At 70.1% G+C, this 18,225-nt stretch carries 12 protein-coding genes and 1 pseudogene; 7 read left to right on the top strand and 6 right to left on the bottom strand.

What is annotated here, in order from left to right; translation table 11 throughout:
- Positions 1-15 precede the first annotated feature (15 nt).
- The 4 genes and pseudogenes from OHA11_RS40880 to OHA11_RS40865 all read left to right on the top strand — a co-directional run.
- A complete protein-coding gene (locus OHA11_RS40880; RefSeq protein ID WP_266505347.1) occupies positions 16-2,061 on the top strand; it encodes a flotillin family protein in 2,046 nt (681 codons plus the stop codon).
- 104 nt (positions 2,062-2,165) lie between these two features.
- On the top strand, positions 2,166-7,079 hold the full coding sequence (locus tag OHA11_RS40875) for a DNA repair ATPase (protein WP_266505345.1): 4,914 nt from the start codon (positions 2,166-2,168) through the stop codon (positions 7,077-7,079).
- A 243-nt stretch (positions 7,080-7,322) separates the two neighbouring features.
- Positions 7,323-7,904 carry a hypothetical protein gene (locus tag OHA11_RS40870; protein ID WP_266505342.1) on the top strand — a complete coding sequence of 194 codons (582 nt, stop codon included), beginning with the start codon at positions 7,323-7,325 and terminating at the stop codon, positions 7,902-7,904.
- A gap of 346 nt (positions 7,905-8,250) precedes the next feature.
- Positions 8,251-8,434, top strand: a pseudogene (locus OHA11_RS40865) (RNA polymerase subunit sigma-24); the annotation flags it as partial.
- Between the two features lie 536 nt (positions 8,435-8,970).
- Here the strand turns inward: OHA11_RS40865 and OHA11_RS40855 are convergent.
- The 4 genes from OHA11_RS40855 to OHA11_RS40840 all read right to left on the bottom strand — a co-directional run bounded on the left by OHA11_RS40855 (position 8,971) and on the right by OHA11_RS40840 (position 12,599).
- Positions 8,971-10,026, bottom strand: coding sequence for a TerC family protein (locus OHA11_RS40855; RefSeq protein ID WP_266505337.1), 1,056 nt, complete (start codon positions 10,024-10,026; stop codon positions 8,971-8,973).
- A gap of 292 nt (positions 10,027-10,318) precedes the next feature.
- Complete coding sequence (locus OHA11_RS40850; protein WP_266505335.1) at positions 10,319-10,741, bottom strand: hypothetical protein; 423 nt, start codon at positions 10,739-10,741, stop codon at positions 10,319-10,321.
- A 198-nt stretch (positions 10,742-10,939) separates the two neighbouring features.
- Complete coding sequence (locus tag OHA11_RS40845; protein WP_266505333.1) at positions 10,940-11,476, bottom strand: MarR family winged helix-turn-helix transcriptional regulator; 537 nt, start codon at positions 11,474-11,476, stop codon at positions 10,940-10,942.
- Positions 11,477-11,510: 34 nt separating this feature from the next.
- A complete protein-coding gene (locus OHA11_RS40840; RefSeq protein WP_266505331.1) occupies positions 11,511-12,599 on the bottom strand; it encodes a PP2C family protein-serine/threonine phosphatase in 1,089 nt (362 codons plus the stop codon).
- Between the two features lie 832 nt (positions 12,600-13,431).
- Here OHA11_RS40840 and OHA11_RS40835 point away from each other — a divergent pair.
- Entirely contained in the window at positions 13,432-13,953 is a 522-nt protein-coding gene (locus tag OHA11_RS40835; protein ID WP_266505329.1) for a hypothetical protein, read from the top strand.
- A gap of 583 nt (positions 13,954-14,536) precedes the next feature.
- Positions 14,537-14,947 carry an ATP-binding protein gene (locus OHA11_RS40830; protein WP_266507794.1) on the top strand — a complete coding sequence of 137 codons (411 nt, stop codon included), beginning with the start codon at positions 14,537-14,539 and terminating at the stop codon, positions 14,945-14,947.
- A 341-nt stretch (positions 14,948-15,288) separates the two neighbouring features.
- Here the strand turns inward: OHA11_RS40830 and OHA11_RS40825 are convergent, their stop codons facing one another.
- Entirely contained in the window at positions 15,289-15,846 is a 558-nt protein-coding gene (locus tag OHA11_RS40825; RefSeq protein ID WP_266505326.1) for a DM13 domain-containing protein, read from the bottom strand.
- 234 nt (positions 15,847-16,080) lie between these two features.
- Between OHA11_RS40825 and OHA11_RS40820 the strand changes: the two genes are divergently transcribed.
- Positions 16,081-17,082 carry an NAD(P)-dependent oxidoreductase gene (locus OHA11_RS40820; protein WP_266505323.1) on the top strand — a complete coding sequence of 334 codons (1,002 nt, stop codon included), beginning with the start codon at positions 16,081-16,083 and terminating at the stop codon, positions 17,080-17,082.
- Positions 17,083-17,111: 29 nt separating this feature from the next.
- On the opposite strand, the gene OHA11_RS40815 is transcribed toward OHA11_RS40820, so the two are convergent.
- Complete coding sequence (locus OHA11_RS40815) at positions 17,112-18,224, bottom strand: sensor histidine kinase KdpD (protein ID WP_266505321.1); 1,113 nt, start codon at positions 18,222-18,224, stop codon at positions 17,112-17,114.
- Between the last annotated feature and the right edge of the window lies 1 nt (position 18,225).

The following is an 18,225-nucleotide window of genomic DNA, read 5'->3' as shown; positions in this document are numbered from 1 at the left end:
TCAAGGACGTCACCCATGGATGCCATCACCGTGGGCATCGGCGCGCTCGTCGCCGTCTGCCTGCTCGTCGCCCTCGTCATGCTGTTCGTCTTCTCCCGGCTGTTCCGCAAGGTGGAGCAGGGCAAGGCCCTGATCGTCTCCAAGATGCGCAAGGTCGACGTGACCTTCACCGGGCAGGTCGTCCTGCCCGTCCTGCACAAGGCCGAGGTGATGGACATCTCGGTGAAGACCATCGAGATCATGCGGGCCGGCCGGGAAGGGCTGATCTGCCAGGACAACATCCGCGCGGACATCCGGATCTCGTTCTTCGTGAAGGTCAACAAGACCGTCGAGGACGTCATCAAGGTCGCGCAGGCCGTCGGCACCGCTCGGGCCAGTGACCGGGACACGTTGCAGGAACTGTTCCACGCGAAGTTCTCCGAGGCGCTCAAGACCGTCGGCAAGCAACTGGACTTCACCGACCTCTACACCAAGCGCGAGGAGCTGCGGTATCGGATCATCGAGGTCATCGGTGTCGACCTCAACGGTTACCACCTGGAGGACGCGGCGATCGACTACCTGGAGCAGACGCCGCTGACCCAGCTCGACCCGGCCAACGTCCTGGACGCCCAGGGCATCCGGAAGATCACCGAGCTGACGGCAATCGAGCACGTGCGCACCAATGAGTTCCAGCGCACCGAGGAGAAGGAGATCACTCGGCAGAACGTGGATGCCCGGGAGGCCATCCTCGAACTGGAGCGCCGTCAGGCCGACGCCGAGATCAAGCAGAAGCGGGAGATCGACACCGTACGGGCCCGTGAGGAGGCCGAAACCGCGCGGGTGGTGGAGGAGGAGCGGCTGCGGGCACAGGGCGCGTTCCTCAAGACCGAGGAACAGCTCGGCATCCAGCGCGAGAACCAGGCCCGTGAGGTCGCGGTCGCGCAGAAGAACCGCGAGCGGGTCATCGCCATCGAGAACGAGCGCATCGAGAAGGACCGCGTCCTTGAGGTCATCGCCCGGGAACGGGAGACGGAGCTGACCCGGATCTCCGCCGAGAAGGAGGTGGAGGCGGAGAAGCGGGAGATCGCCGAGGTCGTCCGGGAGCGCGTCGCGGTGGACCGCACGGTCGCCGAGCAGGAAGAGTCCATCAAGAAGCTGCGTGCCGTGGAGGAGGCCGAGCGCGGCCGGCAGACGGTGATCATCGCCGCCGAGGCCCAGGCGCAGGAGAAGCTGGTCAAGGACATCAAGGCGGCCGAGGCGGCCGAGCAGGCCGCCACCCACCGGGCGGCTGAGCAACTCACGTTGGCGGAAGCGGGGTTGAAGGCAGCCGACCTGGACGCGCGGGCCAAGCTGCGGCTCGCCGAGGGCATCCAGGCCGAGGCGGCGGCCGCAGGGCTCGCGGCCGTCCAGGTGCGGGACAAGGAGGCCGAGGTCATAGAGAAGGCCGGTCTCGCCGAGGCCGAGGCCACGCAGGCACGCCTCAAGGCGGAGGCCGAGGGCGCGCGGGCCAAGGCGCACGCCGAGGCCGAGGCGATTGGCGGCAGGCTGAAGGCCGAGGCGGCCGGGCTGACCGAGAAGGCCGCCGCGATGGCCGCCCTCGACGACGCCTCCCGTGGCCACGAGGAGTACCGGCTGCGCCTGGAGGCCGAGAAGGACATCCGGCTGGCCGGTCTGGAAGTCCAGAGGCAGGTCGCCGAGGCGCAGGCCACGGTACTGGCGACCGGCCTGGAGAACGCCGACATCAACATCGTCGGCGGCGAGTCCGTCTTCCTCGACCGCCTCGTCTCCTCGATCGGGCTCGGCAAGAGCGTCGACGGGTTCATGCAGCACTCCGAGACCGCGCAGGCGCTTGCCAAACCCTGGCTGGACGGCACGTCGAGTTTCACCGACGACGTGAGCCGGGTCCTCGGTTCGGTCTCCACGGCCGACGTGCAGAACCTGACCGTGTCGGCGCTGCTGATGAAGCTGATGAATGCGGACGGTGTCAACGCCGGCCGGCTGGAGCAGCTCATGGACCGGGCAGGCGAACTGGGCCTGGCCGACCTGCCGCTCGCCGAACTCAACGGCGGCGTCAAGGCCTGATCACCCGTCGGCCGGGTCCGGAGCTGCCGCACAGGGGACGGCAGCTCCGGACCCCTCTCTCGTGACCTGCGCGCAACCACGCGAACGTGAAGGGAAACTGACCCATGGCAACCGGCCTGGACACCGGTACGTACGACGCGCTCGACACCGGGGCGGACGAGGTGCTGCGTGATCGCCTCGCCGCACAGGCCGCCGAACTCGCCCGGCGCGCCGAGGCGCTCAACACCCGCCGCACCGAGGAGTTCGGCTCGACCCGGCTTGAACTGATCGGCACCGAGCGGCTCCGGACGGAGCACACCTGCGTGCCCCGCGACATCGTCTCCGTCGGCGACACGCTGCTCTTCGGCCACAACGTCTTCCTCGGTCTGAAGCCGGACACCGCTGTGGGCGACGTCTTCGCACTCCACGACCGCGACCTGAACCGGCTACCTGACGACGCCGTGCCCGGCCTGCTCGACGACCCTGCCTTCCTCCGGGAATTCGCCGCCCTCTACCGCTACTACCGCCAGACCCACCTCCTCCAGCTGCGCCGCACCGACGGCAAGGTGCTGGCTGTCTTCCAGACCGGCGAGAAGGCCGCCGACATCCGCGTCCTGCGCTGGGCACTGTCCGCCGACGGACAGGCGGCCTTCCTCGACGCGCGCGGAGAGCGCGACCACGTCTTCCCGCCCTCCCACGACTTCGAGTGGACCGCGGCGACGCGCGAGGACCACGTCCTGGGCCGCCACCCGCACGTCTCCATCCAGGGCGAGGTGTTCGTCGAGACGGTCGGCGGCACCCTCACCGTCAAGGTCGAGGACAACACCGAGACCGCAGAGGGCGTTTACGCCGAGCCGGTCGACGAACCACTGCAGTCCCTGGCCGACGCGGACATCGCCCACGCACGCGTGGGCGCCCTCATCCTGCTGCGGATCCGCCCCTACAAGGAGGGCACCCACCGCCACCTGGTGTTCAACACCCTCACCAAGACCGTCGTACGCCTCGACGGCATCGGGCAGGCCTGCCGCCGCCTGCCCGAGGACCAGGGCATCGTCTTCCCCGGCGGCTACTGCCTGGCCACGGGCGCGTACAAGACCTTCGACGGCACGGACACCACCGACCTGGAGTTCGAGCGCACGGTCCGCTCGCCCAACGGCGAGGACGTGCTGTTCGCGTTCCACGCGCGCACGGAGGGCCGCAGCCTGCTGCTGCCCTACAACGTGATCCGCAAGGAGGTCGCGACGCCGCTGTCCTGCCACGGCTGGGCCCTGTTCGACGACGGCGCGCTCGTGGTGCTGCGCGCCGACAGTGATGAGCCGCAGCGCGTGCACCCGGTCCAGCTGTGGCGCTCCCCGTACGTCTCCGACACCCACGCCGCCACCCGGCCGACCGGCACCGGCCCGCTCGCCCGTATAGGCAACGCCGATCTCGTACGCGGCCTCTCCGACTGCCTGTCCATCACCCGCGCCGTGGCCGAGACCTCCCCGACGAGCGAGGTGTACGAGGCGCTGACCGCCGCGTGCGTCCGGACAACGGACTCCTACCACTGGCTGGGCGACGCCGAACTCGGTGATCTACTGAGCCCGTTGGAGCAGGTACGGGCGACGGCCGAGCAGGTGCTGGCCGAGTTCGAGACCGTCCAGGCACTCACCCGGCAGGCCACCGACGCGCTCGACGAGGCGGCGGCCCGCGTCGCGGCGGCGGTGCGCCGGCTGCGTGGTGAGGTCCCGCGCGGTGCTGCCGCCTGGGTGTCGGGCCTGACCGACCTCCGGCAAGCGCAGGGGCACCTGCTCACCTTGAAGGAGATGCGCTACGCGGACACCGTTCGCATCGACGAACTGGCGGCGGACGCCGAGGCCGACCTCACCGCGTTCGGACAGCGAGCCGTCGCCCACCTCGCTCGAGAGGACGCCTTCGCCGACCACCATGCCGACGTCGAACAACTCGTCGCGGACTCCGAGTCGATCGTCACCGTCGCCGAGGCCGCACCCGTCACGGTTCGCCTCGACGAACTCGCCGGCCAGCTGCGCACGGTGACCGAGGTCGTCGCAGGGCTCGACATCGGTGACGCCACCGTCCGCACCTCCATCCTGCAGCGCGTCGCCGAGGTCCTCGGCAATGTCAACCGTGCCCGCGCCGTCCTCGACGGTCGCCGCCGCACGCTCCTCGACCACGAGGGGCGGGCCGAGTTCGCCGCCGAGTTCGCGCTCCTCGGGCAGACGGTCACCGGCGCGCTCACGGCCGCCGACAGTCCTCAGACCTGCGACGAGCAGCTCTCCCGCATGCTGGTGCAGGTCGAGACCCTCGAATCCCGGTTCGCCGAGTTCGACGACTTCCTGGGCGAGCTGGCGGACAAGCGCGACAAGATCCATGAGGCGTTCTCCACCCGCAAGCAGACCCTCGCAGACGCCCGTGCCCGCCGCACCGAGCGCCTCGCGCACTCGGCGAACCGGGTCCTGGAGACGGTCACCCGCCGTGCCGCCGCGCTCTCCAACGCGGACGCGGTCGCCGCGTACTTCGCCTCGGACCTGATGGTCGCCAAGGTCCGGCGGACAGCGGACGAGCTGCGCGACCTCGGCGACCAGGTAAGGGCTGAGGAACTGGACGGCCGCCTGAAAGCCGCCCGCCAGGAGGCGGCCCGCGCCCTGCGGGACCGCACCGACCTGTTCGCCGACGACGGCCGCACCCTCCGCCTGGGCCGCCACCGCTTCGCCGTCAACACCGAGCCGCTCGACCTCACGCTGGTCCCGCACGGTGACGGCCTCGCCTTCGCGCTCACCGGCACGGATTGCCGCTCGCCGGTGACCGACCCGGAGTTCGCGGACACCCGCCTCTACTGGGACCGGCCGTTGCCCTCCGAGTCCCCGGAGGTCTACCGGGCCGAGCACCTCGCGGCCCGCCTTCTGGACCAACACGGAGCGGCCGCGCTGGCCGAGGCCGACGACCTCGCCGACCTCGTACGAGAGGCCGCGGAAGCCGCCTACGACGAGGGCTACGAACGCGGCGTGCACGACCACGACACGACCGCGATCCTCACCGCGCTGCTGCGCCTGCACGAGGCAGCGGGTCCATTGCGCCACGCGCCCGCGGCCCGGGCCACCGCCCAGCTCTTCTGGACTCATGGCACGACCTTCGACGAGCGCGCGGCCTGGGCGCGCCGCGCGGTATCCCTCGCGCGTGCCCGCGACACGTTCGGGCTCACCCCGGCGATCGCGGAACTCCAAGCGGAGCTGGCAGCCGCGATAGGCCATGCGGAGACCGGGGCGCACGCCGCCGCATACCTCTTCGAGGAACTCACGGCCGGCCCCGACGGCTTCGTCATCAGCACGAGCACGCGCACCCTGCTGGACAAGTTCCGCCGCACGGTGGGCACCTCGGCCTACGACGAGGACCTCCCCGCGCTCGATGACCTGCCCGCACGCCGCCAGCTGATCGAGGCGTGGCTGTCCTCGTACACCTCGGCCACGGGTGCGGACCTGAGCCCGGGCGACCTCGCCGAGGCCGTGGCCGCCGAACTGTGCCCGGACCTGACGCGCTACGAATCCGACGCGCCGCTGACCGAGACGGTCGAGGGGCTGCTCGGCTCCCACCCCCGCGTCACCGGCGGCACGCTCACCCTACGCATCGACGAACTCCTCACCCGCACCACAAACTTCCGCACCCGCGACGTCCCCGGCCACCGCGCCTACCAGCGGCAGCGCACCGCCCTCGTAGCCGCGGAGCGGTCTCGATTGCGGCTGGACGAATATCGCCCGCACGTGATGTCCGCGTTCGTCCGCAACCTTCTCATCGACGAGGTCTACCTCCCGCTCATCGGCGACAACCTCGCCAAACAGCTCGGCACCACCGGGGACGCCAAGCGCACCGACACCGGTGGCCTGCTGCTGCTCATCTCCCCGCCCGGCTACGGCAAGACGACCCTCATGGAGTACGTCGCCGACCGTCTCGGGCTCGTCCTGGTCAAGGTCAACGGTCCGGCTCTCGGCCATTCCGTCACCTCGCTCGACCCTGCCGAAGCCCCGAACGCCACAGCACGCCAGGAGATCAAGAAGATCAACTTTGCCCTTGAGGCGGGCAGCAACACCCTCCTCTACCTCGACGACATCCAGCACACCTCCCCCGAGCTGTTGCAGAAGTTCATCCCGCTGTGTGACGCCACCCGCCGCATCGAGGGCGTACGGGACGGCGAGCCCCGCACCTATGACCTGCGCGGCAAGCGCTTCGCGGTCTGCATGGCCGGCAACCCCTACACCGAGTCCGGCAGCCGCTTCCACGTCCCGGACATGCTCGCCAACCGCGCCGACGTCTGGAACCTCGGCGACGTACTGACCGGCAAACAGGACGCCTTCGCGGCGAGCTTCATCGAGAACGCCCTGACCGCGAACCCGGTCCTGGCCCCCCTCGCGGGCCGCGACCGCACCGACCTCGACCTGCTGACCCGGCTGGCCGAGGGTGACCCCATGGCCCGCGCCGACCAGCTCACCCACCCGTACGCCCCGGCCGAACTGGAGCAGATCCTCGCAGTCCTGCGCCACCTGCTCACCGCCCGAGAGACAGTCCTCGCCGTGAACACGGCCTACATCGCCTCCGCCGCCCAGAGCGATGCCACCCGCACGGAACCGCCCTTCCAACTCCAGGGCTCCTACCGCAACATGAACAAGCTCTCCCAGCGCATCCAGCCCGTCATGAACGACGCCGAACTCGCCGCCGTCATCGACGACCACTACACGGCCGAGGCCCAGACCCTCACCACCGGAGCCGAGGCGAATCTACTCAAACTGGCCGAGCTCCGCGGCGCCCTGAGCACCGAACAGGCTGCACGCTGGACCGAGTTGAAGACTGTATACGTCCGCACGCAGGCCCTCGGAGGCCCAGAAGGCAACCCGCTGAGCAAGGCTGTCGCCGCCCTCGGTCTCCTCGCCGACCGCGTCGCCGCCGTCGAGTCGGCCATCACGCGCGCGACCGACCCCCGCCACCTCATCGCCAACCCCACAGCCCGCCACGCCGTACGCCCGGCCCCTGGCCCCGGGGACCGCTGAGGTGATCCGCACCCACCCCGACACTGCTTCCCCGGCAATCGGCCAGTTCCTGGCATCGCCCATCGGACACGTGGTGCCACAGCCGGCCGGGCCCGTTTGTCGGACGCACGGCCCGGACGGAGCCAAGGAGCGGGAAGCACCGGCCGTGGACGTGGCCGGAAGCGATGAACAGATGGGGTCGATCGTCCTTCCTCGTAGGACACTGGAAGGAGGCTGTCGGTGCTCACGAGGGGGTGTCGGCCGATGGCAACGTCACGGCAGGCCACCATGCGCTCGTGGCGGTGGCGGCGCAATCCGCTGAGGCGGCACAGCGACGTCATCGAAGCCTGGGTCGTGCTCGCCGGGTGGATCCTCGCCCTGGTGAGCGGTCTCTGGGCGGGTCTGGGGACGGCGAACGCGGTCGAGAGGGCCGCCGACCAGCAGCGGGCAGAGCGCCGCACAGTCTCGGCCGTCCTCGCCGAAGGAGCGGAGGACAAAGCGCCGGCCCGAGCGATGAGCGACCACCGGGTGTGGGCCACCGTCCACTGGACCGCACCGGACGGATCCATGCGTACGGACGAGGCCAGGGTGCCACCCACCACACCGGCCGGAAGCCGCGTCACCGTGTGGATCGACCGGGACGGCAACCACTCAGCCAAGCCCCCGACCAGCGGCGAAGCGCAGCTCCAAGCGGCCTTCGGAGGCCTGCTGGCGGCGGCCGGCACGGGCGGTGCGGTGCTGGGTTTCACCTGGGGCGCACGCCTGGGGCTGGACCGGTGGCGCATGGCGCAGTGGGCCGCAGAGTGGGAGCGGATCGACACACGGTGGGGGCGGAGAACGGGCTGATCCGAACGGAACGGGAGTGGGTACGGAGGAAAACCGGGCTGCAGGTACCGCGGTGGCGTCGTACTGGAAACCGTTCCGCTCGGCGGCCAGTGCGGGGTCCCTACCGTTCCCGCCTCCTGCCGGGACCCGGCGAAGTCGTGTCGCCGCCTACGGTGCGGCCGGGCGCGGGCGGGGACGGCGGCCAAGAAGCGCGGCGAGACCTTGACGGGTCGAGGCCGACGCGCCCCGGTCCTCGGGGTGCAGGACGTATCCGGAGTGCAGTTCCCAGAACAGGCCCGGCGGCCGGTCATCGCCGTCGGCCGTGTGGGTTGCCGCGAGGTCGGGGCGGCTGTCGGTAAGACACCGGCGGCAGATCGCCCGCCGAGCCCGGGAACACATAGCCACGCGGCGGGCGCGCATGCAGGTGAGCCCGGCCGAACAGGAGTCCGTCGTGGAGCGGTTCCTGGCCGCGGGCCACGGAGGCGGCCTGCAGGAGCTGCTGGACGTGCCGCACCGGACGTGGTCGCGGTGGCGGCATTGTCGCCGCGGCTAGGCGGCCGACGACCACCGCGCTGGCGCCGCATCAAGCCTCGGCATCGTCGGTACCGGAGAACGCCTCCGCACCTTCTTGCCCGCCGTGAACTCAGCGCCGATCACCGGATGGGCTACCACTGCGTCTCCCACGGCCTCGTGCGCTGCCGAGGCTGCCCGGTCGATCGTCCAGCAGTACGCGTCAGACAGTTGGAAGCCCACGGCGAGTCATGTCCCGGCCGCGAGCGGACTCCGCCGGCTGGTGTCCCGTCGTGATGTCAGTGGTTCTGAGGGCTGCTGTGCTCTGGCGTCTCCAGGTATTCGGGACAGTCCGGGTTGTGGCAGGGGCCTGGGCCCCACACGGGCACGAAGACTCCGAGAGTCTTGTGGCGTCTCTTGATCGTTGCCTCCAGTGGACGCTTGCAGACCGGGCACACATGCGTCCCTCGAGGATCGGCCTCATGCGCGGCTTTGCTCATTCTTTAACAATAGGCCGTATGGCCGAAAATGGGCAGGCCGCGTGCCCCTCGCCGTACGGCGTCGATCAATGCGCGGGTCAGGGTGGATCATCCGGCGGCTGGTCCTTCTCGGCGTGCGCGCCACCGAGTCCTGGGTCCTTGGTCGCGGCATCCGCCGAGGAGGATGTCCGCTCCTCCTGAACGGCGGGGACCGGGTGGGACAGCGCGGGTCGGCGCAGGCTGAGAGCGACTGATGCGGCCAGAACGACGACGATGACAGCCAGGCTGATCGGCGAGGGGATTTCCGGGATGCCGGTACTGATCGTCTTGTGGGATGCCTGAAGAATGAGCTTGACGCCGATGAAGGCGAGAATGATCGCGAGGCCCTTGTTCAGGTAGTGGAAGCGGTCAAGCAGGCCGGCGAGCAGGAAGTACAGGGCGCGCAGGCCCAGGATGGCGAACGCGTTGCTGGTGTAGACGATGAAGGCGTCGTCGCTGACGGCGAGGACGGCCGGGACGCTGTCGACGGCGAAGACCAGGTCGGCCGCCTCGATCGCGGCGACCACCGCGAGGAGCGGGGTGGCCACGCGCTTTCCGGCCTCCTTGACGAAGAACTTCATGCCCGCGTATTCGTCCCGGACCGGGATGATCTTGCGGAGGAGCCGCAGGGCGAAGCTCTTGCCGGGGTCGAAGCTGTCCTCCTCGTCTTTGAGGAGCTTGTAGGTGCTGTAGAAGAGGATGGCGGCGAAGGCGAACAGCACGGCGGTGAAGCGGCTGACGACGGCGACGCCTAGGGAGAGGAAGATCCCGCGGAAGACCAGGGCGCCCATCACGCCGAAGAACAGGACCCGGTGCTGATAGGCGCGGGGCACCTTGAAGTAGGCGAAGATCACCGCGAAGACGAAGAGGTTGTCCACCGACAGGCTCTTCTCCAGCAGCCACGCGGTGGTGTACTCGGTACCGGCCGTCGTGCCGAGGACGAGGAAGACGACGCCGGCGAAGATCAGGGCGAGGCTCACCCACAGGGCGCTCCAGGCGGCGGCCTCCTTGAAACCGATGACGTGCGCGGTGCGGTGGGCCAGCAGGTCCACCGTCAACGACACCACCACCGTCGCGGCGAACGCTCCCCACAACCAGAGCGGGACCTCAAGCACACTGGTCACCTTCTCCGCAGACCACCACGTCGATATGGGCCCTATATGGGAGTCTGCGGCATCTCACCGCTCTCGGCGACACCAAAGGCTGGACAGACCTGGCGGAGTAGGGCCGCCCAGACGGACCGCCTCAGGCAGGAGAATCGTCTGCTGGGTCTCGGAGCCGTAGCGGTAGCCCGGGTGACAGTGGCACGGCAGTTCGGCCCGTTCTTCGCCCTCAAGCCGGGGCCTGGACCTGCCGAACTTCCACGGCGGCGTGACCTCCCCAGCGCCCACCCCGACGGCCTGATGATCACGGGCCGCCGACTCCGTCCTGGCCGGACGCCCCGAGCCGGTAGGAGCGTACGACGGCGACCGCGCAACCGGCGACGAGCGCGGCGGTCCAGCCGCCCAGACCGTGAAGAGGGCCCGGGTCGGATCCTCCGGGCTCCACGCCACGTGGAGGCACCCGCCCCTTCGAGTCGTACACGACGGCGAGCGCGGCGGCACACACCAGTCCGCCCTCACCGTCCACCAACCCAGGCACCCCGTACCAGGCACCGGCGACCGAAGTGCCGACGATCGCCCCCGCTCCCGCGCACCCGGCCAGGAGCCCTTCCACGGCCAGCCGCCTCGGCGGCAGACCGACGAACTCGGCCGGCCCCCACACCGTGGTCCGCAAGTGCGTCATCAAGTGCGGCTCCGGTACGGGCAGGGGGCGACGTCGTCGGCGCATGCGCCTCTCCCCTCTCCGCATCCCGCCGTCCTGGCGTGGCAGGCAGACGATCCGCACCGGCCCCGGCCGGGCATGCGCGGGCGGCCCGCATCGCCGGAAGACGGCGGCCAGGTCGGCCGCGCATCACTGCCTTGCATTATGCAAAATGCGCCAGAGACGGAGAAGACCGGCCAGAATTTTGAGGGCGTGGCGGGCAGGTCAGGCGTCGCGGGCCACTGGGAGATGCACCGCCCAGCCCAGCGGATACGGCTCCACGTCTTCCAGCGTCATCGCTGGTGGCTCTCCCCCGGCCTCGTTGAAGGCGGCAAGGGCCTCGATGAGTGCCAGTCGCTGTGTCGGGGTCAGCCGTTCGACGATCGCGGCGATCTCGGCGTGGCGCCGGGCGGTGACGTCCTCGACCGTGCGTCGCCCCTCGTCCGTCAGCTGCAGCAGGGTCTCACGACGGTTGGCGGGGTTGGTCTGCCGGTCGGCGAGCCCGGCCGCGATCAGCCGGTCCACCATCCGCATCGCGGTGGACGGCGCCACCTGGAGCAGTTCGGCCAGCGTGACCAGCTTGGTGGCCCCACGTGTGGCCAGCACTACCAGCATCCGGAACTGCGGCAGCGTCACCCCCTCCTCAACGGCGGCGAGAGAGCGCGCGGAGACCGCCACCAACAGCCGGGTTGCGGTCAGCACCGCACGGCTCACCGTGTGAACATCGTCCATCGCCCCCGCGGGGGTCTCGCGCTCTGACATGTGTCCTTTCTACCGTGCCGAAGTCGCTGCTCGCTCACGTGATGGGGGCAGATTTTCCTTCCTCATGACCGTGGTACCGGAGCAGGAGCATCGCGGCGTCGTCGTGTGGCGGGCCGCCGGCATGCTGGGCCAGGTCCGCGCGCAGAGCCTCCAGGGCGCGGTGTGCGTCAGGGTCCTTCAGCAGGTGCGCGCGTTCCCCGACGGGATAGAAGTGGCCGTCCTCGTTCCGGGCCTCGGTGACGCCGTCGGTGTACAGCAGGAGCTGCTCACCCGGCGCGAAGTCCACCCGATAGGACTTCGGGTCCTCGCCGCCGTGTGCGCCCAGCCCCAGCGGAAGGGCATGGGCGGGCGGCTGCGGGAAGTCGACGGCGCCGTCCCGACGTACCACCATCGGCGCCGGATGACCGTAATTGAGGAAGACGACCTCATGGCGTGCGCCGATCTCAGCAAGGATCGCGGTGACGAACTTCTCACCCTCCAGCTCCCGGGCCACGCTCCGCTCCAGGCGCTCGCCGAGCCCGACCAGGTCCGGCTCGTCGTGCGCCGCCTCCCGGAAGGCGCCGAGCACCACGGCAGCCGTCTCCACCGCGGCCAGGCCTTTGCCCTGCACATCACCCACGATCACCCGGATACCGTGCGGCGAGGCCACCACCTCGTACAGATCCCCGCCGATACGCGCCTCCGCGACCGCCGAGGTGTACGACACAGCCGCCTGCAGCGGACCCGCGGTCAACGGCACCGGCCGCAACAGCACCCGCTGGGCCACCTCAGCGATCGACCGGACGCTGGCCAGCTCCGCCTCCCGGCGCGAACGCATCACAGCCGCCGCGATCCCCACACCAGTCACGCCCGCCACCGACCCGAGGGCCGCGAAGCCCCGGCTCTCGTCGAACTGCCCGTTGTAGAAGCCGAGCCCCACACACAGCAGCAGCGCTGCCACACCGGTCCCGGCCGTGCGGCGCCATCCTCCGATCAGCCCCGAGAAGGCCGGTCCGAGCGACACCAGCGGCAACAGACCCACTCCGGGTCCGGCGACCACGTCCACGCTCGCCACCACCGCCATCACCACGGTCGGCGTCCAGGACAGCACCGTCCAGTTCGATGACGGCTTCCGGTCGGTCATGACGTACTCCAGCGGGTCGCAGCGCTTCGAGAGCCGCCCCCTCACCTCCGCAGGCGACCCTCTCCCACCTTTAGGCTATGCAAAGGTTGCTCGCCTGCGACGGCTTTCAACCCTGGACCTTTGACTAATCGAGATCGGTAGCCGACATTCCCGGCCTGCGGCAGGCAGCGATGACACCCAGAGAAACCGCACCCTGCAGCCCTCCCCAACTCCCCCACGGATGACGGCACCTGACCGCGCGGCCGCCGATCCTGTTCTTTCACACAGGGCCGGCCCACCCTTCGGGAGACCGCTGCTCCTGTTGCGCTACACCGGCCGCACCAACTGTTGATCAGTGATACCGGCCATTGCCCCGGTCCGGGGAGAGGCGCGAACCCTGCAATAGCTTCAGCCCCTCGGGGTGAGCAGGCGGAATCAGAGTCACCTCTGGGGCGAGCGAGGCAGGGCGGATTTCACGGCCGCGTCAGCTCTCGCAAGGTCCGCGCCCCCGGGGCCGCGACATCCACCGGCCACCACCCGGGAACGCGCTCCGTCGCCGGAAGCAGTCGGGCGCACGTCACGAGAAGCGGACCGGAATGGCTAGCTATCTCATTTTGCACTGTGCAATTATTGAGTCGGGGGCGAGCCGACGGCCGATTGCTGTTCGGCGCCCAGGAGGTACAGCGGCAGAATTATGCGGCACGAGCCGGCATTCCGGCCGTCGGCGGGCTCGCCTCCCACGGTTCCGCGACATCAGGATCGATGACGCTCCACAGGTCACGGAGCCGCGCGGCACTTCACGGGGCGAAGCCTGTGCCGCCTGTAAAGCGTGAACGCAGGGGGAGAGGGGACCGTGAACATCCAAGGGCGGGGCGGCGATGGGCCGCCCGAAGAGCCGGACGGCGTGCCGTCCCGGCCCGAGGAGGTCTGGCTGAAGTTCCTCACCGACAGTGAGCATGCCATCCGCCAGTCGGCTCTCAGGGAGCCCTCCGCGCTGGAACGGGCCCAAGGACTGCGCCTCCGGCCTTTTGACGTCGGAAGAACTGATCGGCGGGCGTGTCGTCCGCACATCGAGCCGGCGGAATGCGGTACTCACGCGGTTGGCGACCTGTGGCAGCCGGAGGGCCCGTGGCCCGAACCGGCCTGGCGGGACCTGGACGGCCGAGCCAGGCTCCGGCGCGTCGGCCGCGTGGCTTCCACAGCGGCCGCGATCGCTCTGGCTCTCGGGGCCTGGTCACTGCTGTCCACCGGCGGGGACCTCCCGCGTGACACCTCGGACGACACCACCGTGCAGCGGCTGGAGGAAGCGCCCCGTGAGCTGTCCACCGCATCTCATTTCCCGCGCGAATCCGCCTCCGCGAGGCCATCTTCGTAGGCGGCCATTGCCGGCTGAGGCACCCCGCTCGGAGGACGGCACCACAACGGCCCCGGTACGTCCTGACGATGGGCAGTCCGCAGGGCCGGGTAACGGGCCGGCGGGCTGGAGTCCGTGCCCTCGCCGAGATGGTGAGGTCGCTGTTCATCACGGTGGCAGCGTCGGTCCGCGCTCTGAACACGAGAACATCTGAGGGAGTAGGGCCGTGCCGTGCCCGTCACCCCGGCGACTGCTTCCAGACCCGAGCGCCGCGCCAGGGCGGTGCCAGTGATCAGCGCGGGCCAGGCCTGGGCCGTCAGAGCACGGTTCCGGGCCGGGGTTGCGGGAAAGAGAGACCGCCCTCCCCACGGCGTCCGTGGTCGGCGAGGACGGCCGACCCGGTCAGTGGCTGCCGGTCAGCCGGTCGGCGAGGCGACCGTGCATGTCAGGGTCGGATCTTCCGATTTCAGGTCTGGTGTGCGGCGCCGTTTCAGGGGTATGCGGGCGCCGGTACCCGTGTTGCTCAGGACGAGGGTGGCGGTGTGGCTCAGTGGTGCATGAGGACGAATATGAGGCGCTAGCCAGCTACCCGATCCTGTCCGTCATGGCCTTGGACGGCAGCGAGCCGATCGCGGAGGCCCGGCATTCGGCCCGCCGTTTCATGGCCGAGGTGCAGGCCGTTCACGGGCTCCCAGTGTCGGAGCGTGCGATGGGCATGGTGGAACTGGTGGTCAGCGAGTTGGTGACCAACGCCTATAAGTACGCGCCCGGACCGTGCCTGCTGGACCTGGAGCTCAGCGACGGTGCCGTGGAGATCAGCGTGTGGGACACCGATCCGACACTGCCGGCGGCCTGTCCTGCTGCTCCGGGCCGGGTCGGGCAGCATGGCCTGGAGATCGCGATGGCGGTGTGCCGCAGTTTCGAGGTGCGGCGCGAGCCGGTGGGCAAGCGCGTGAAGGCCGCGATTGTGCTGGCCGACGACCCCGGCGGGGGTCCGGCGGGCCATCTGATGTGACCGGGCTGGTCAGGCCGCTTGAGTCCGTGCTGGTGGGGTGATGGGCAGGGGCCGGACTCTTCTTCTGGCGGGTGAGGCGGCGTGTCATCAGACCAGCGCCTTCCACGGTCCGAGGCCGGGGCCCTAACCGCAGACACTCCAGGCCTATGCCGACCTGGTCCACAACACAGGTACTCGGCAAACCTCTCGTCACTATCGCACCACAGGCCAGCCTTCGCCGCCCCGGGAACGGATGAGGGAGCACCCCTTTCTTCCCTTTGGGGCGGCAGGCCCACCCCGCCTCAGCAGAGCGGTTCCGGCACCGGATTGGTGCCGGCTCGCGGCATCATCGTGGACTTCCTTCAGCCGCGGATGAGTTCGGCGGCGCCGAAGGAGACGTCGAAGCGGTCGCACCAGATGCTGACGCTGCTGTAGCGGGACGGATCGACGTCTTCCGGCAGGGCGTAGTTCTGACTGCCTTTGTTGCCTTTGAGCTTGCCGAGGCTGGCGTACTTGCCGTCGTCGAAGAGGTGCCAGCCGGCCCGCCCCTGCTTGACCGGCGCGTCGGTCAGCCATACACGCAAGTCCGGCCCGTTGCTGGTGTCAAGGCTCTCCAGTCGCACGACGTGGGAGCCATCGGCCAGACGTACGAGCTTCACCGTGCCCGATGTCGTGTGCTCGTGGCTGATCAGCTCACCACTCGCCAGCGTCACGGGCCCGGGCGGCGCCGAAGGGGAGGAAGATGTCCCGGGCTTCGCTTCCGGGGCCCGGGAGGGCTCTTCGACGCCGGGCAGGGCCTCCGTCACCGTCTCGTCCTGCCAGAGCTTCCACGGCTGGAACCAGTACAGCCCGGCACCTACCCCTACAACCACCGCCACCAGCACCCCGATGGCCAACGGCCCCACCCGCACGCGCCCCATGCCGTTCCCCTTTCCGTTCCGGGAGTTACCTCGTCACTTCCTATTCAACGGAAAAGAGGGCCGTCCGGGCTGGGGTGGCCGGTGACGAAATCCTTACGCCACGGCACGGGGGTACGCGTGCGGGCATGGGGACGGCTCGGCAGGTCGCGTCTGTTGTCTTGTTTCCCTTACGGACTCGTGACGTGGTGCGCGCGGCCCGGGGGTGCGACGGTTGTGCCGCCCTAACGTGGGCGCATGCGAGTACTGGTCACCGGCGGTGCCGGGTTCATCGGGTCCCATGTCGTCGAGGCGCTTGAGGCGCGCGGGCACGAGCCAGTCGTGTTTGACGTGCGTGATGATCCTGACGCGGACGTCCGGGACCCGAAGGCGGTTGCCCGTGCCCTGGCCGGTGTGGACGCCGTGTGCCATCAGGCGGCGATGGTCGGCCTGGGTACCGGATTCGCCGACGCGGCGGAGTACGTCTCCCGCAACGACCTCGGCACCGCCGTACTGCTCACGGCCATGGCCGGACAGGGCGTCCGGCGCCTGGTGCTGGCCGGCTCGATGGTCGTCTACGGCGAGGGCAGGTACACCTGCCCGCGGCACGCGGTGGTACGGCCCGGGCCCCGGGCCGTCACCGACCTGGCGGCCGGGCGTTTCGAGCCGCGGTGCCCGGTGTGCGGGAAGGAGTTGTCACCGGGACTGGTCGGCGAGGACGCGCCGATGGACCCCCGCAACGTGTACGCCACCACCAAGCTCGCCCAGGAACATCTGGCCGCCGCATGGGCGCGCTCGACGGACGGCTCGGCGGTGTCGTTGCGCTACCACAACGTGTACGGGCCCCGGATGCCCCAGGACACGCCGTACGCCGGAGTCGCCTCCTTCTTCCGTTCGGCGCTCGCCCGCGGTGAGGCCCCGCGGGTGTACGAGGACGGTCGACAACGGCGGGACTTCGTGCACGTACGGGACGTGGCGACGGCCAACGCGACGGCGCTGGAGGCGGATTCGGCCGTAGGAGCGCTCACCGCGTACAACACCGGCAGCGGTGAGCCGCACACCGTCGGAGAGATGGCGAGGGCGCTGGCCGCGGCGTACGGCGGGCCCGAGCCGGTCGTGACCGGCGAGTACCGGCTGGGCGACGTGCGGCACATCACGGCGGACTCGTCCCGGCTGCGGGCGGAGATGGGATGGAAGCCGGAGGTCGGCTTCGCGGACGGCATGCGGAAGTTCGCGCGGGCCGGGATGCGTGGCGCGTAGCCTCCCTTGGACCGGTGGTGCTGCCCGCTTCAGGAAGCGGCCGCGGGCAGCACCACCTCGAAACGGCAGCCACCGGGAATGTTGCGTACGGTGGCCCGGCCCTGGTGGGCCTCCACGATGCCGCGGACGATGGCCAGGCCCAGCCCGGCGCCCGCCGGGGGCGTGCGGGCGTGGGTGCCGCGCCAGCCGGTGTCGAAGACGCGCGACAGGTCTTCCTCCGGGATGCCGCCGCAGCCGTCCGTCACGGACAGGACCACGCCGTCCGGAGACCACTCAGCCGCCACGGCGACCGTGCCGTCGGCCGGTGTCCGGCGGATCGCGTTGACCAGCAGGTTGCCGAGGACCCGGCTCATCTCCTTGCCGTCCACCTCCACCGGCACGGGTTCGACACGGCCGCCCACCAGCCGTACCCCGTGTTCGCGGGCGAGCGGGTCGGCACCTGCCAGGGCGTCGCCGACCAGGTCGTACAGGGACATGCGGGAGAGCGTGAGAGCGAGGGCGCCCGCGTGGATGCGAGAGAGCTCGAAGAGATCGCCCACCATACCGTTGAGGCGTTCCACCTCGGTGCGGATCTGGCGCAGATAGCGGTCGGGATCGGCGGCCACCCCGTCCTCCAGCGCCTCGGCCATCGCACGCAGGCCCGCGAGCGGGGTGCGCAGATCGTGCGAGATCCAGGCCACGAGTTCACGCCGGGAGGCCTCCAATGCACGCTCCCGCTCCCGGGATGCGGCGAGCTTCGCGCTCGTGGCGGCCAACTCGCCGCTGAGCGCGGCGAGTTCGGCGGTGGCCGCACCGTGGGGTGCCGCAAAGTCGCCGCCGTCGCCGAAGTCGCGGGCGGCGAGCTGGAGGGCGCGGCTGCGGGCGACGACCCAGCGGCCGAGCAGCAGCGCCGTGGCCAGGGAGACGACGGCGGCCATCGCGACGACCATGGTCACGACGGTCAGGTCATGCGGGGACAGGAACATCGCCTGCGCCACCGCCAGGGTGCCCGCGAGCATCGCGGTCACGGCGACGGCGGCCACCACGGTAAGCGATGCGGTGAGCGAACGGCGGCGCAGCATCCACAGCGCACCCGCGCCGAGCAGCCCGGCCGCGCCGGCGCCACAGAAGGCGAACAGAGCTATGAGCAGAGTGTCGCGCATG

The organism is Streptomyces sp. NBC_00878, assembly GCF_026341515.1.
Classification (GTDB): Bacteria; Actinomycetota; Actinomycetes; order Streptomycetales; family Streptomycetaceae; genus Streptomyces.
The sequence above is the reverse complement of the archived record's forward strand: the minus strand, read 5'-3'. Positions and strand labels throughout refer to the sequence as shown.

Coding starts and splice junctions, on each gene's coding strand:
- OHA11_RS40880 (WP_266505347.1), top strand. CDS start 16: ATGGATGCCATCACCGTGGGCATCGGCGCGCTCGTCGCCGTCTGCCTG.
- OHA11_RS40875 (WP_266505345.1), top strand. CDS start 2,166: ATGGCAACCGGCCTGGACACCGGTACGTACGACGCGCTCGACACCGGG.
- OHA11_RS40870 (WP_266505342.1), top strand. CDS start 7,323: ATGGCAACGTCACGGCAGGCCACCATGCGCTCGTGGCGGTGGCGGCGC.
- OHA11_RS40850 (WP_266505335.1), bottom strand. CDS start 10,741: ATGCGCCGACGACGTCGCCCCCTGCCCGTACCGGAGCCGCACTTGATG.
- OHA11_RS40845 (WP_266505333.1), bottom strand. CDS start 11,476: ATGTCAGAGCGCGAGACCCCCGCGGGGGCGATGGACGATGTTCACACG.
- OHA11_RS40840 (WP_266505331.1), bottom strand. CDS start 12,599: ATGACCGACCGGAAGCCGTCATCGAACTGGACGGTGCTGTCCTGGACG.
- OHA11_RS40830 (WP_266507794.1), top strand. CDS start 14,537: ATGGCCTTGGACGGCAGCGAGCCGATCGCGGAGGCCCGGCATTCGGCC.
- OHA11_RS40825 (WP_266505326.1), bottom strand. CDS start 15,846: ATGGGGCGCGTGCGGGTGGGGCCGTTGGCCATCGGGGTGCTGGTGGCG.
- OHA11_RS40820 (WP_266505323.1), top strand. CDS start 16,081: ATGCGAGTACTGGTCACCGGCGGTGCCGGGTTCATCGGGTCCCATGTC.
- OHA11_RS40815 (WP_266505321.1), bottom strand. CDS start 18,224: ATGCGCGACACTCTGCTCATAGCTCTGTTCGCCTTCTGTGGCGCCGGC.